Here is a 13,033-nt window from a genome sequence, read left to right on the forward strand (position 1 = left end):
TTGCAATTAACCGCCCGTTTTAAGGCTAAATTCTGTCGTCGCGTGAAGTTCAATCCAGCGGATCATTTTACCCGCGATGTCGATACCGGTCGTTTTTTCTATGCCTTCCAGACCTGGCGACGCATTCACTTCCATCACTAACGGTCCACGATTAGCACGCAAAATATCTACCCCCGCAACATCCAGCGCCATCGTCCGCGCGGCTTTAATAGCAATTTCGCGCTCCTGCGGCGTGATATTGGCAATACTTGCCGAACCACCGCGATGCAAATTGGAACGAAAGTCGCCCTCTTTCGCTCGCCGTTCAATTGCCGCAACCACTTCATCGCCGACAACCAAACAACGAATATCACACCCTTGCGCCTCTTTTATATATTCCTGTACCAGAATATGAGCGTTCAGCCCGCGAAATGCGTCAATCACGCTTTCCGCCGCCTGCCGCGTCTCCGCCAGCACCACACCAATTCCCTGTGTGCCTTCGACCAGTTTGACCACCAGCGGCGCGCCACCGACCATCTCGATCAAATCGCTGGTATCGTCCGGCGAATGCGCAATGCCCGTGACGGGCAGGTCAATGCCCTGACGCGCCAGTAACTGCATTGAGCGCAATTTGTCACGCGCGCGAGCAATGGCGACGGATTCATTCAGCGGATAACTGCCCAGCATCTCGAACTGGCGCAGCGCTGCCGTACCATAAAAGGTAATGGCGGTACCAATACGCGGGATCACTGCATCAAAATGAGGAAGCTTGCGCCCTTTATAATGAATCGAAGACGCAGCAGGATTAATGTTCATGTAACAAGAAAGCGGATCGAGAATTTCAACTAGGTGACCGCGCTGTATCGCAGCTTCACGCAGCCGCTTACACGAATAGAGCGTTCCATCCCGGGACAATATGGCAATTTTCACCCTGTACCTCTCTGTCAACCTGGCCAAAAGCCGGCGTATCATACACCGGCATTACCGATTTAGCGCGTCGCCCAACCTTGTTTATGTAAATAATCAAGAATAAAAGGACGGCTCTCTTTAATAATCATCCGGCGAATATGGTCGCTCCAGGTTGTCCCGACGATTGTTGCTGCCGCGAGTGAGGTAGTATTCCGCTAATTGCTCGTCATATTGCGCCAGCGCTTCTTTATCCAGCGGTTGATAGCTGTTTTCGTGCACCAGAATAGAGGCAGGTAAACGCGGCTTAAGATCTGGATTATCCGCCGGCCAGCCAAGACACAGACCAAACAGAGGCAGAACATGCTTTGGCAATTTCAGCAGTTCCGTCACCGCTTCAATGTTATTGCGCAGGCCGCCAATATATACTCCGCCCAATCCCAACGATTCCGCCGCAGTTAACGCATTTTGCGCCATCATCGCCGTATCAACCACACCGAGAAGCAGTTGTTCAGCCAGACCAAGCTGGGCATCCGGGCAAATCTGTAAATGACGGTTAAAGTCGGCACAGAAAACCCAGAACTCTGCAGCTTGCGCAACGTGTTTTTGCCCACCGGTTAGCGGCACCAGGGCTTCACGCAGTGCGGGATCGGTAATGCGAATAATGCTGCTGCACTGCAAAAAACTAGAGCTGGACGTCGCCCGGGCGCTGTTAATAATCGCCTCCCGCTGCGCAGCAGAAACAGGTTCATCAGTGAAATGGCGAATGGAGCGATGACCGCAAATAAGTTCAATGGTTGGCGTCATTATCTTTTTCTCTTTCTGAACGTGAAGATTCCGGTGGATGGTTCATCAATTGTGGGGCAAGTCGTTTTGCCACCTGAAGAATAACCACCACGGCAGCGGGAAGCATGAGTAAAACACCGAGAAAAATCATCAGAATTTGCGCTTCTGGCGTAGCAAACGGCGCCGGAAACGTAAGGTAGTGGCTTACCGATAACAGCACCGCCGCCAGCAGCATCATTCCGATAAATTCCAGTATCAACACGCTTTTAGGCAATTTACCCATCGCGCGCATAAGCTTCCCTCTACAAAGTGAACAGCCAGTTTAAAACCTTTCGTTACGTTGTGCTTAACAGTTATAGCTTTAATCAATCATAGTTTTAGCCAATCAATGCAACAGCCTAAACCTACTTTTAGCGAATAAGCTTTGGCGTGATCATGACAAACATCAACCTGTGAGGAGAGAAACAATGCAAACCGTTATTTTTGGGCGCCCGGGATGTCCTTACTGCGTGCGAGCGAAAGATCTGGCAGAGCAGTTGAGCAACGAACGTGATGATTTTCAGTATCAGTATGTTGATATTCGTGCTGAAGGGATCACTAAAGAAGATTTGCAGCAGAAAGCCGGGAAGCCTGTAGAAACCGTGCCGCAGATTTTTGTCGATCAGCAACACATTGGCGGCTATACCGATTTTGCCGCATGGGTGAAAGAGAATCTTGACGCCTGATCGCCGGATAAGCCCTCTCTGTTTGAGGGCTTTATTGATTTTTTCTGTGATGTGGCTTGAACAGATTGCTGATAAATAAGAAGCACAACGCTCCCAGCGCACACCAGAAGACTGCACTTAATAACCACGCCAGCTCCTGCCAAAATGAGCGGGTGGGAGAAAAAAACAGTCGCATAATTAACATCGAGCACGGTGCTGCCAGCATTGCGCCAAACAGCGGTTTAAGAACTTCTCTACGCTGTGAAAAAAAGCTGGCAACCGCTCCAGGAAGAATGAAAAACAGCAGACCGATTTCAGGGTGCCCGGCAGCCCGAAAAGCGCCTTTCATATGCGTCGCCAGAAAGAGGCACACCACAATGAAAAGGACAAAACAGCAGATTGCCCCCGCCCAACGTTGTTTATGTTTCACTCGTTCCTCCTGACACTGCGTCTATCGAACACATTTTTCGCCAGTGTGGCGTTCAGTAAGATAAAGCCGCTTCGCATTCCATGCTAATATAGGCCAACGCAATTCTTATAGCCGCTGGTACCTAATGTGATTACACTAGTAAAATATATTGTTGCTTTACTATCGTTTAGGTGCGCTGAATGAATCTGCGCCCTGAGTTCTGGTAAAAACATTATCGTAAATTACCATTTCTTTCAACAGCTTACTCGTAAACAAGAAGTTAGTCTCCGTGAATATAAACGTCGCCGAATTGTTAAATGGGAATTACATTCTGTTATTATTTGTGGTCCTCGCGCTTGGGCTGTGTCTCGGGAAATTACGACTTGGCTCAATCCAACTGGGTAATTCCATTGGCGTTTTGGTCGTATCGCTGTTATTAGGCCAACAACATTTCAGCATTAACACCGACGCACTGAATCTTGGTTTTATGCTGTTTATTTTCTGCGTCGGGGTCGAAGCCGGACCCAACTTTTTTTCCATTTTTTTTCGCGATGGGAAAAATTATCTAATGTTAGCCCTGGTAATGGTCGGCAGTGCGCTGCTGATCGCCTTAGGGCTGGGTAAGCTGTTTGGCTGGGACATCGGCCTGACAGCCGGGATGTTAGCTGGCTCCATGACTTCAACACCAGTTCTGGTTGGTGCCGGCGATACGTTACGCCATTCTGGTATGGAAAGCAGGCAGCTCTCTCTGGCACTGGATAATCTTAGCCTCGGATATGCGTTAACCTATTTAATTGGTCTGGTCAGTCTGATTGTCGGCGCGCGTTATTTACCGAAGTTGCAGCATCAGGACTTGCAGACCAGTGCTCAACAGATCGCCCGTGAACGAGGTCTGGACACCGACGCCAGCCGTAAAGTCTATTTACCTGTCATCCGCGCCTACCGCGTCGGCCCGGAACTGGTTGCATGGACCGACGGCAAAAATCTGCGAGAACTGGGCATCTATCGGCAAACGGGTTGCTATATCGAGCGTATCCGCCGTAATGGGATTCTGGCGAACCCGGATGGCGATGCCGTGCTGCAAATGGGGGATGAAATTGCGTTGGTCGGTTACCCTGACGCTCATGCCCGACTCGATCCCAGCTTCCGTAACGGTAAAGAAGTTTTTGATCGTGACCTTCTCGATATGCGTATCGTCACTGAAGAGGTAGTAGTTAAAAACCATAACGCCGTTGGTAAACGTCTGGCGCAATTGAAATTGACCGATCACGGTTGCTTCCTTAACCGCGTCATCCGCAGCCAGATAGAGATGCCAATCGATGACAACGTGGTGCTTAATAAAGGTGACGTGTTGCAAGTCAGTGGTGATGCCCGCCGCGTGAAAACCATCGCCGATCGCATTGGCTTTATCTCAATTCACAGCCAGGTTACCGATTTGCTGGCATTCTGCGCATTCTTTGTCATTGGTCTGATGATTGGGATGATCACTTTCCAGTTCAGTACATTTAGCTTTGGTATGGGTAATGCTGCCGGATTGTTATTTGCCGGTATTATGCTGGGCTTTATGCGCGCCAACCATCCTACCTTCGGCTATATTCCGCAGGGTGCCTTAAGCATGGTGAAAGAGTTCGGTTTGATGGTGTTTATGGCAGGCGTTGGTTTAAGCGCCGGTAGCGGCATCAATAACGGTCTTGGCGCAATTGGCGGTCAAATGCTGATTGCCGGATTGATTGTCAGTCTGGTGCCAGTGGTTATCTGCTTCCTGTTCGGTGCTTACGTACTGCGTATGAACCGTGCGCTGTTATTCGGCGCAATGATGGGAGCACGTACTTGCGCTCCGGCAATGGAGATTATCAGCGATACTGCGCGCAGTAATATCCCGGCGCTGGGCTATGCAGGTACCTATGCAATAGCTAACGTGCTACTGACGCTGGCAGGGACAATCATTGTAATGGTGTGGCCAGGACTCGGATAAACCTGAAGTTGCCCTGAGAATGAAATTTTTTTGCACAAGCGCAGAACTTTTCTTCGGGGCATCAGTCTTAATTAGTGCCACTGCTTTTCTTTGATGTCCCCATTTTGTGGAGCCCATCAACCCCGCCATTTAGGTTCAAGGTTGATGGGTTTTTTGTTGCCTGAAATTTGTCTCCAGTCCCGCGACCCGCTCCACCATCTTCAAAATCTCCTCGCGCGATAGCGGCTTACAGTCAGTAACAAAATGCAGCGTCATCCCCTCAATAAACGCATCAAGCGCCCGGGCTGTTCCTGGTTCAAACCATTGTTCGAGGGTTTGCTGACTACGTTGCATCCAGTTTTGCATGACCGTTTTTAATTGCGGTTTCCGACTGGCCAGAGCGTAGAGTTGATACATCAGCTCCATATTATTCGGGGTTGCCACCTGCGAGCTGTAGATCATCTCTGTTATGGCCTGGCAAGCGCTGGAAGCATCACTAACATCATCAAAAAAAGTCTGATATTGCAGGGACATGGTCTGCGTAAAACGACTGAATGCTTCCAGCAAAAGTTCGTCGATTCCCGAAAAATAGTAAGTCATCGACCCTAACGGAACCTGAGCCAGAACGGCAATTTTGCGATGCGTAACAGCATGTATACCGTACAGTTTTACGGCTTCAAGAGTAGCCCGGATGATTTTCTCTCGCCGTTGGGGATCGTTAGCGCGACGCATGTCATTTCCTCTCTTTGCAATTGTGTACAAATGTACACAACCTTGCTAATGTTGTCTTCCCTTCTCTTTTTTGACGTGAGCTATGACAGCAAATTCTTCACGCAAAGCACTAAAACGCCGTATGTGGGCGCTGTTTATGTTCTTCTTTTTACCCGGACTATTAATGGCTTCCTGGGCAACCCGTACACCCGCAATTCGAGATATTCTTTCTGTATCTATCGCTGAGATGGGTTGTGTCCTCTTTGGTCTGTCGATCGGTTCGATGAGCGGTATTCTCTGCTCGGCGTGGTTAGTGAAACGTTTTGGAACGCGTAACGTCATCCTGGTCACGATGTCCTGCGCTCTGCTCGGGATGATGATATTAAGTCTGGCGCTCTGGTTGATATCGCCCGTACTCTTTGCCGTTGGTCTTGGCGTCTTTGGGGCCAGTTTTGGTTCCGCAGAAGTGGCGATAAACGTTGAAGGCGCCACCGTTGAGCGCGAAATGAATAAAACAGTTTTGCCAATGATGCATGGCTTTTATAGCCTGGGCACGCTGGCAGGCGCTGGTGTAGGGATGGCGCTGACGGCCTTCGGTGTTCCGGCAACAATTCACATTTTGCTGGCGGCGGTGGTTGGCATCACGCCTATTTATATCGCTATTCAGGCAATACCCGATGGTACGGGAAAAAATGCTGCCGATGGCGCACAACATGGTGAAAAAGGCGTGCCTTTTTATCGCGACATTCAGTTGTTATTGATTGGTGTCATAGTGCTGGCAATGGCCTTTGCCGAAGGTTCCGCCAACGACTGGCTACCATTACTCATGGTCGATGGTCACGGCTTTAGCCCTACTTCCGGCTCACTGATTTACGCCGGTTTCACACTAGGGATGACCGCAGGACGCTTTACCGGTGGTTGGTTTATTGACCGCTACAGTCGCGTTGCCGTTGTGCGCGCCAGTGCATTGATGGGAGCGTTGGGGATCGGGCTGATTATTTTTGTCGATAGCGCATGGGTGGCCGGAGTTTCCGTTGTTCTCTGGGGACTGGGCGCGTCGCTGGGCTTCCCTCTGACTATTTCGGCTGCCAGCGATACCGGCCCCGATGCGCCAACCCGTGTCAGCGTGGTGGCAACGACCGGTTATCTGGCGTTCCTCGTCGGGCCGCCGCTGCTGGGCTATCTCGGCGAACATTATGGATTACGTAGCGCAATGCTGGTTGTGCTGGCGCTGGTCATACTCGCGGCAATCATTGCCAGGGCTGTCGCCAAACCCGATATAAAAACGCAAACTGCGATGGAGAATAGTTGATGGGCATTAAATTAATTGCAGTAGACATGGACGGTACTTTCTTAAGCGATCAAAAAAGCTATAACCGTGAGCGGTTTATGGCTCAGTATCAGCAGATGAAAGCACAAGGTATCCGCTTTGTGGTCGCCAGTGGTAATCAATATTATCAGCTAATTTCTTTCTTTCCCGACATTGCTGATGAAATTGCTTTTGTGGCAGAAAATGGCGGTTGGGTAGTGAGCGAAGGCAAAGATGTTTTTAATGGCGAGCTGTCTAAGGAGGCATTTACCACTATTGTTAAACATTTGCTGACGCGCCCGGAGGTTGAAATCATCGCCTGCGGTAAAAATAGCGCCTATACCCTGAAAAAGTATAACGACGAAATGAAAGCCGTAGCAGAGATGTATTATCACCGACTGGAATACGTCGATAACTTTGACAATCTGGAAGATATCTTCTTTAAATTTGGCCTGAATCTCTCCGACGAACTAATTCCACAAGTACAAAAAGAATTACATGATTCGATTGGCGATATTATGGTGCCGGTACATACCGGCAACGGTAGTATCGATCTGATTATTCCTGGCGTACATAAAGCCAATGGCCTGCGTCAACTCCAAAAGCTCTGGGGAATTGACGACAGCGAAGTGGTGGTCTTTGGCGATGGCGGCAACGATATAGAGATGTTGCGCCAGGCCGGCTATAGCTTTGCAATGGAAAATGCCGGCAGTGCCGTAGTTGCAGCGGCAAAATACCGCGCAGGGTCTAATAACCACGAAGGCGTACTGGACGTGATCGATAAAGTTCTTAAACACGAAGCGCCATTTAATCAATAAAACGGCAGCACGCCCGGCAACACAATGCCCGAATGAAGGTCGCATAATTCGCAGAAATTAACCCTCTGGATTATTTCAGGCGAAATGATTATGAAGAATTGTCTACTGTTGGGCGTATTTCTTTTGAGCTTTACTGGTGCAGCAATGGCGCAAAGTGTCACCGTCGATGTGCCAGGCGGATACAAAGTGGTCGTGGTTCCTGACTCCGTTAATGTGCCGCAAGCCGTCAGCGTCACCACCGTGCCGCAAACAGTATATGTGGCCCCTACGCCAGCTCCGGCTTACCGTCCACATCCATATGTTCGCCACCTCGCCAGCGTAGGCGAAGGGATGGTTATCGAACATCAGATCGACGACCATCACCATTAATGCGTAAATGCCTGAGTACTCTGCGCACTCAGGCATTTTTTATCCTTCGCGTGAATTTCCGACCCGTTTATCTTTCAAAAAGATAACCATCAACAATAGCCACAAAATCCCGTTGGCAAGATTAAAGAGATTAAACAGACCGTTGCCGCCGTTCAGATACGCGTGCTTACTGATCTCAATGCCCACGGTGAAAATCAGCATTTGCAACATGCCCATTGCCGCCGAGACGGTGCCTTTACTCATTTCACTGGCAAACAACGTTAAACGCACTAATCCCGCATTCGCCAGGCCAATACCGAAAGCATAAATACTTAGCCCTGCCGTCATCCATAAATATGCATGCGATGAGATGACCGTTGCCGCAGCAGCGACAACCAGACCAATCAGAATCGGCCAGCCTCCCATGATGATCAATGAACGAACGGTGCGGCGTGAAGTCAGACGCGCCAGCAGCAAATTACCCGCAATTAACGCGCCAAAAATAGGCACTTGCAGCAAACCATATTCATAACTGCTCAGTTGTTCGCCGGTGATGATGATAATCGGTGACTGGGCAATCCACGCCAGCAACGGCAGGCTGACAAATCCCAGCGCCAAAGCCCCGGCAACAAAACGACCGTTCTTCAGCACCAGCTTGTAGTCACGGCCAAGATCTTTCAGCGACAGTTTCTCACCAATACGCGTCGCCGTTTCCGGCATAGCACGTTGCAGACCGAAGAAAGAGATCGCCGCCAGCACCGCAAACAGGACAAACATCCCTTCCCAGGGCAACATATGGATCCACGCTGCTCCCACCAACGGGCCGAGTAGCGGAGCAATTAGCGCCACATTCGCCATTAGCGCGGTTATTTTGATGCAAACCGCCTCTTCAAAAGATTCCTGAATCGCGGCATAACCCACAGCGCCAATAAAACAGAGGCTAATGCCCTGCAAGAATCGCAGTACCGTAAATTGTTCAATATTTTGCGCCAGTAATATCGCCAGACAGGTGACAATAAACCACGCCACGCCCGCCAGCATTACCGGACGGCGACCAATACGATCCGATAACGGCCCTAACAGCCACTGTAAAAACATCCCACCAGCCAGATAGGCGGTCATCGACGTCGGGACCCAATCAATACCCGCCCGATACTGTTCCACCACGGCCAGCATACCGGGTTGAATCATATCGTTGCCGATATAGGTTGAGAATTCGTAGAGCACCAGACAGAGAGGGAAAAGTAACGCCTGACGCCCAAGCCTGGCACCGGAAGCTAATCTATTTTGCATGCAATTTCTTCGCCAATAATAATCGCGAAAAGTTTAATAAAAGCGCGGCTACCGAGAAAGCAAATTTTGAACCTGAAACTCCAGTTAAGCACATTCTTACATTATTCCTGATATAGCCACTCTTTCTTTAAGCTTTATTTAATTTCTTCGCGTTACCATCACCTGCTGCAAGCCAGTCTGTTTGAGAGAAATAAGACAATGCCGCTTTACCCTGTTTAACGCGCGCTTTATCCTCGTCGGTTAGCTGATGGCTCCCCATTAATCACTTTTTAAGTCTGGATGTTATGTTAGAAAATTTGAATCTTTCTCTATTCTCTCTTATTAACGCGACGCCAGACTCGGCCCCGTGGATGATCTCGTTGGCGATTTTTATCGCTAAAGATTTGATTACCGTGGTGCCGCTACTGGCTGTGGTACTTTGGCTGTGGGGACTTACGGCTCAACGACAACTGGTGATAAAAATCGCCATCGCGCTGGCAGTCAGCCTGTTTGTTTCCTGGACAATGGGTCACCTGTTTCCCCACGACCGTCCATTTGCCGAGAATATCGGCTATAACTTCTTACATCATGCGGCGGATGACTCTTTCCCCAGCGATCACGGTACGGTGATTTTCACCTTCGCGCTGGCGTTTCTATGCTGGCATCGCCTGTGGTCTGGCGCAGTCTTGATGGTTCTGGCGATAATTATTGCCTGGTCGCGAATTTATCTTGGCGTACACTGGCCTCTGGACATGCTCGGTGGTTTGCTGGCAGGTATGATTGGCTGCCTTAGCGCCCAGATTATCTGGCAGGCGGCGGGGTTAACACTCTACCAGCATCTGCAATCGTGGTATCGTTTCTGCTTTGCTTTACCAATCCGCAAAGGCTGGGTGCGTGACTGATTTATAGTAAAAAGTGTAGTATTACGCGGCTCGCTTTAATAACTATTCAGAGGGATTATGGAAACACGTCGCGAAGAGCGTATCGGGCACTTGCTCCAGGAATTAAAACGCAGCGATAAGTTACACCTTAAGGACGCCGCCGCCCTGCTCGGGGTTTCGGAAATGACAATTCGTCGTGACTTGAATAACCACAACGCGCCTGTCGTTTTACTCGGTGGTTATATCGTTCTGGAACCGCGCAGCGCCAGCCATTATCTGTTAAGCGATCAAAAATCTCGCCTGGTGGAAGAAAAACGTCGGGCGGCAAAACTGGCTGCAACGCTGGTAGAGCCCGATCAGACTCTCTTTTTTGATTGTGGAACCACCACGCCATGGATTATTGAAGCAATAGATGATGAAACGCCATTCACGGCGATTTGTTACTCACTCAATACCTTTCTGGCTCTGAAAGAGAAACCTCATTGCCGGGCGTTTCTTTGCGGCGGAGAATTCCACGCCAGCAACGCTATCTTCAAACCGATCGATTTTCAGCTAACCCTGAATAATTTCTGCCCGGATATCGCTTTTTATTCCGCTGCCGGAGTGCATATCAGTAAAGGGGCAACCTGTTTTAACCTGGAAGAGTTGCCGGTAAAACACTGGGCGATGTCGATGGCGCAAAAGCATGTCCTGGTTGTCGATCACAGTAAATTTGGCAAAGTTCGTCCGGCACGCATGGGGGACCTGAAGCGCTTTGATATCGTCGTTAGCGATTGCTGCCCGGAAGATGAATATGTGAAGTACGCGCAAGCACAGCGTATTAAGTTGATGTACTCATAATACATGACCGGATGACGTTAACGCGTCATCCGGTTACCTGAAGATTAAGAGAACCAGCTGCCGAACCATTGATGAAATTTCATCATCACAAAGTCCCATATCCGACCAAAGAATCCGCCCTCTTCCACATTTTCCATCACGATCAGCGGACGTTGCTCAATGGATTTGCCGTTAAGCTGGAAATCAATGGTCCCGACAACCTGACCTTTTTTCAGCGGCGCTGTGAGCTGTGGTTCCGTTAGCGTGTAACTGGCTTTTAAGTTTTTCAGTTGTCCGCGCGGAATCGTCACGGATCCCCCTTCGCCAGCACCGAGATTCACTTCGCTCTTATCACCAAACCAGACACGCTGGGTTACAAAAGTGGCATCAGGTTTAATCGGCGTCACGGTTTCAAAGAAGCGAAAGCCCCAGGTCAGCAATTTCTCGGACTCATTAAAACGGATACGGTCAGTTTTCGCCCCCAGCACCACCGAGATAAGACGCATATCACCCTGGGTAGCCGAAGCGACCAGATTATAGCCAGCGCCAGCCGTAGTACCGGTCTTCATACCATCAACATTGAGATTGCTGCTCCACAACAGGCGGTTGCGGTTAGGCTGACGAATTTTGTTGAAAGTGAACTCTTTTTCTTTATGAATGGCGTATTCTTCCGGCACATCGTGGATCAACGCTTTACCCAGCAATGCCATATCGCGCGCGGTGCTGAATTGTCCCGGCGCATCCAGCCCGTGCACCGTCTGGAAAGTGGTGTTTGTCAGCCCCAGTTTTTTCGCATAACCATTCATCAATCCAATAAATGATTCCTGGCTGCCCGCGACATAATCAGCCAGCGCAATACAAGCATCGTTACCGGACTGGATGATTACGCCTTTATTCAAATCAGCAACAGAAACCTGATCGCCTGGCTTGAGGAACATCACCGACGAGCCGCGAAGCGCCGGATTTCCTGTCGCCCAGGCATCTTTTCCGATCGTCACCATATCGGTGAGTTTAATCTTATCGGCTTTCAGTGCCTGTCCAACCACATAACTGGTCATGATTTTAGTCAGGCTCGCGGGATCCAGCTTCTCATCCGCATTGCCTTCCGCCAGCACTTTACCGCTGGCGTAATCCATTAAAATCCATGCACGCGCATCCACGCTCGGCGCTTCAACGGTCTGCTCCGCCGCGAATGCCGTTGGGGCAAAAAGGAATAAAAGTGCAGAACCCGCTGCAAGACCACGAAGGAAAGAGGAGTATTGCGTCATAAATGCCACCCGAGTATCCATTCAAAAAAATACGTTATATCGCCGTATGATAAGTCCGGTGATTAATAACGCACACACAAACTTAAAGAAACCGTAAGTTGGTAAAGTTTTTAAAGTTTATGCAATATCCTGCCGCTTCGCTGCTTCTGCCGTCATTTTTTGCCAGCTGTTGCTTAAAAGTTAACTTTACTTCACCATCAAAGTCCTGCTCAGCCTGTGGCTGCCTGTATAAAAGGGGGGACTATGATTACGCTGTGGGGTAGGAATAACTCGACTAACGTGAAAAAGGTATTGTTAACGCTCGAAGAACTGGAACTGCCTTATGAACAAATTCTGGCCGGTCGTGAGTTTGGGGTTAACCACGATGCCGATTTTCTGGCAATGAATCCCAACGGACTGGTGCCGCTGTTGCGTGATGACGAAAGTGATTTAATTCTTTGGGAATCAAACGCGATTGTCCGTTACCTTGCGGCACAGTACGGGCAAAAACGTTTGTGGATCGACTCACCGGCTCGTCGCGCAGAAGCCGAAAAGTGGATGGACTGGGCAAACCAGACGCTCAGCAATGCCCATCGCGGGATCCTGATGGGATTAGTCAGAACGCCACCTGAAAAGCGTGATCAAGCCGCCATCGATGCCAGTTACAAAGAGTGCGATGCATTGTTTGCTCTTCTTGATGCAGAACTGGCAAAAGTGAAATGGTTCTCTGGCGATGAATTTGGGGTAGGTGATATTGCCATTGCGCCGTTTATCTACAATTTGCTCAACGTTGGACTGACCTGGACACCGCGTCCAAATCTGGAACGCTGGTATCAGCAACTCACCGAGCGCCCTGCGGTGCGTAAAGTCGTAATGATCCCCGTTAGCTA

At 49.6% G+C, this 13,033-nt stretch carries 14 protein-coding genes and 1 pseudogene; 8 read left to right on the plus strand and 7 right to left on the minus strand.

Features of this window, described 5'->3' with window-relative positions:
• Positions 1 to 6 precede the first annotated feature (6 nt).
• The 3 genes and pseudogenes from rimK to EA14781_RS10645 all read right to left on the minus strand — a co-directional run bounded on the left by rimK (position 7) and on the right by EA14781_RS10645 (position 1,963).
• Positions 7 to 909 (minus strand): 30S ribosomal protein S6--L-glutamate ligase, encoded by a 903-nt coding sequence (rimK, locus tag EA14781_RS10635; protein ID WP_000684342.1) that lies wholly within the window; start codon positions 907 to 909, stop codon positions 7 to 9.
• A 59-nt stretch (positions 910 to 968) separates the two neighbouring features.
• A pseudogene (nfsA, locus tag EA14781_RS10640) lies at positions 969 to 1,692 on the minus strand (nitroreductase NfsA).
• A complete protein-coding gene (locus tag EA14781_RS10645; RefSeq protein ID WP_001202454.1) occupies positions 1,676 to 1,963 on the minus strand; it encodes a YbjC family protein in 288 nt (95 codons plus the stop codon). The pseudogene nfsA and the gene EA14781_RS10645 overlap by 17 nt, the downstream one beginning before the upstream one ends.
• A gap of 175 nt (positions 1,964 to 2,138) precedes the next feature.
• Here EA14781_RS10645 and grxA point away from each other — a divergent pair, with 175 nt between their 5' ends.
• Positions 2,139 to 2,396 carry a glutaredoxin 1 gene (gene grxA, locus EA14781_RS10650; protein WP_001195235.1) on the plus strand — a complete coding sequence of 86 codons (258 nt, stop codon included), beginning with the start codon at positions 2,139 to 2,141 and terminating at the stop codon, positions 2,394 to 2,396.
• 31 nt (positions 2,397 to 2,427) lie between these two features.
• Here grxA and EA14781_RS10655 read toward each other — a convergent pair whose 3' ends face one another.
• A complete protein-coding gene (locus EA14781_RS10655; RefSeq protein ID WP_000681105.1) occupies positions 2,428 to 2,805 on the minus strand; it encodes an inner membrane protein YbjM in 378 nt (125 codons plus the stop codon).
• A gap of 268 nt (positions 2,806 to 3,073) precedes the next feature.
• On the opposite strand from EA14781_RS10655, the gene EA14781_RS10660 reads away from it, so the two are divergent.
• On the plus strand, positions 3,074 to 4,759 hold the full coding sequence (locus tag EA14781_RS10660) for an aspartate:alanine antiporter (RefSeq protein ID WP_001024864.1): 1,686 nt from the start codon (positions 3,074 to 3,076) through the stop codon (positions 4,757 to 4,759).
• 135 nt (positions 4,760 to 4,894) lie between these two features.
• On the opposite strand, the gene EA14781_RS10665 is transcribed toward EA14781_RS10660, so the two are convergent.
• Positions 4,895 to 5,470, minus strand: coding sequence for a TetR/AcrR family transcriptional regulator (locus EA14781_RS10665; RefSeq protein WP_001250451.1), 576 nt, complete (start codon positions 5,468 to 5,470; stop codon positions 4,895 to 4,897).
• Positions 5,471 to 5,552: 82 nt separating this feature from the next.
• On the opposite strand from EA14781_RS10665, the gene EA14781_RS10670 reads away from it, so the two are divergent.
• The 3 genes from EA14781_RS10670 (at position 5,553) to ybjH (ending at position 7,945) form a co-directional block, all read left to right on the plus strand.
• The gene (locus EA14781_RS10670; RefSeq protein WP_000126401.1) at positions 5,553 to 6,761 is read left to right on the plus strand and encodes an MFS transporter; all 1,209 of its coding nucleotides are present in this window, start codon (positions 5,553 to 5,555) and stop codon (positions 6,759 to 6,761) included.
• On the plus strand, positions 6,761 to 7,576 hold the full coding sequence (locus tag EA14781_RS10675) for a Cof-type HAD-IIB family hydrolase (protein ID WP_002430166.1): 816 nt from the start codon (positions 6,761 to 6,763) through the stop codon (positions 7,574 to 7,576). The genes EA14781_RS10670 and EA14781_RS10675 overlap by 1 nt, the downstream gene beginning before the upstream one ends.
• An 84-nt stretch (positions 7,577 to 7,660) precedes the next feature.
• Complete coding sequence (ybjH, locus tag EA14781_RS10680; RefSeq protein ID WP_000605490.1) at positions 7,661 to 7,945, plus strand: protein YbjH; 285 nt, start codon at positions 7,661 to 7,663, stop codon at positions 7,943 to 7,945.
• 39 nt (positions 7,946 to 7,984) lie between these two features.
• Here the strand turns inward: ybjH and mdfA are convergent, their stop codons facing one another.
• On the minus strand, positions 7,985 to 9,217 hold the full coding sequence (gene mdfA, locus EA14781_RS10685) for a multidrug efflux MFS transporter MdfA (protein ID WP_001181216.1): 1,233 nt from the start codon (positions 9,215 to 9,217) through the stop codon (positions 7,985 to 7,987).
• A gap of 284 nt (positions 9,218 to 9,501) precedes the next feature.
• On the opposite strand from mdfA, the gene ybjG reads away from it, so the two are divergent.
• Together ybjG and deoR are read left to right on the plus strand one after the other, a co-directional pair.
• A complete protein-coding gene (gene ybjG / locus EA14781_RS10690; protein ID WP_000892318.1) occupies positions 9,502 to 10,098 on the plus strand; it encodes an undecaprenyl-diphosphate phosphatase in 597 nt (198 codons plus the stop codon).
• A gap of 57 nt (positions 10,099 to 10,155) precedes the next feature.
• Positions 10,156 to 10,917 (plus strand): DNA-binding transcriptional repressor DeoR, encoded by a 762-nt coding sequence (gene deoR, locus EA14781_RS10695; protein WP_000450108.1) that lies wholly within the window; start codon positions 10,156 to 10,158, stop codon positions 10,915 to 10,917.
• Between the two features lie 44 nt (positions 10,918 to 10,961).
• Here deoR and dacC read toward each other — a convergent pair whose 3' ends face one another.
• Positions 10,962 to 12,164 (minus strand): serine-type D-Ala-D-Ala carboxypeptidase, encoded by a 1,203-nt coding sequence (dacC, locus tag EA14781_RS10700; RefSeq protein ID WP_024164614.1) that lies wholly within the window; start codon positions 12,162 to 12,164, stop codon positions 10,962 to 10,964.
• A 243-nt stretch (positions 12,165 to 12,407) separates the two neighbouring features.
• Between dacC and EA14781_RS10705 the strand changes: the two genes are divergently transcribed.
• A partial coding sequence (locus tag EA14781_RS10705) for a glutathione S-transferase GstB (RefSeq protein WP_000631895.1) occupies positions 12,408 to 13,033 on the plus strand: 626 nt, incomplete at its 3' end.

The organism is Escherichia albertii NBRC 107761 = DSM 17582, from assembly GCF_000759775.1.
Lineage (GTDB): Bacteria > Pseudomonadota > Gammaproteobacteria > Enterobacterales > Enterobacteriaceae > Escherichia > Escherichia albertii.

Excerpts from the sequence above, each read along its gene's own strand:
- EA14781_RS10645 (WP_001202454.1), bottom strand. The coding sequence starts at position 1,963 with ATGCGCGCGATGGGTAAATTGCCTAAAAGCGTGTTGATACTGGAATTT.
- grxA (WP_001195235.1), top strand. The coding sequence starts at position 2,139 with ATGCAAACCGTTATTTTTGGGCGCCCGGGATGTCCTTACTGCGTGCGA.
- EA14781_RS10665 (WP_001250451.1), bottom strand. The coding sequence starts at position 5,470 with ATGCGTCGCGCTAACGATCCCCAACGGCGAGAGAAAATCATCCGGGCT.
- EA14781_RS10670 (WP_000126401.1), top strand. The coding sequence starts at position 5,553 with ATGACAGCAAATTCTTCACGCAAAGCACTAAAACGCCGTATGTGGGCG.
- EA14781_RS10675 (WP_002430166.1), top strand. The coding sequence starts at position 6,761 with ATGGGCATTAAATTAATTGCAGTAGACATGGACGGTACTTTCTTAAGC.
- ybjH (WP_000605490.1), top strand. The coding sequence starts at position 7,661 with ATGATTATGAAGAATTGTCTACTGTTGGGCGTATTTCTTTTGAGCTTT.
- mdfA (WP_001181216.1), bottom strand. The coding sequence starts at position 9,217 with ATGCAAAATAGATTAGCTTCCGGTGCCAGGCTTGGGCGTCAGGCGTTA.
- ybjG (WP_000892318.1), top strand. The coding sequence starts at position 9,502 with ATGTTAGAAAATTTGAATCTTTCTCTATTCTCTCTTATTAACGCGACG.
- deoR (WP_000450108.1), top strand. The coding sequence starts at position 10,156 with ATGGAAACACGTCGCGAAGAGCGTATCGGGCACTTGCTCCAGGAATTA.
- dacC (WP_024164614.1), bottom strand. The coding sequence starts at position 12,164 with ATGACGCAATACTCCTCTTTCCTTCGTGGTCTTGCAGCGGGTTCTGCA.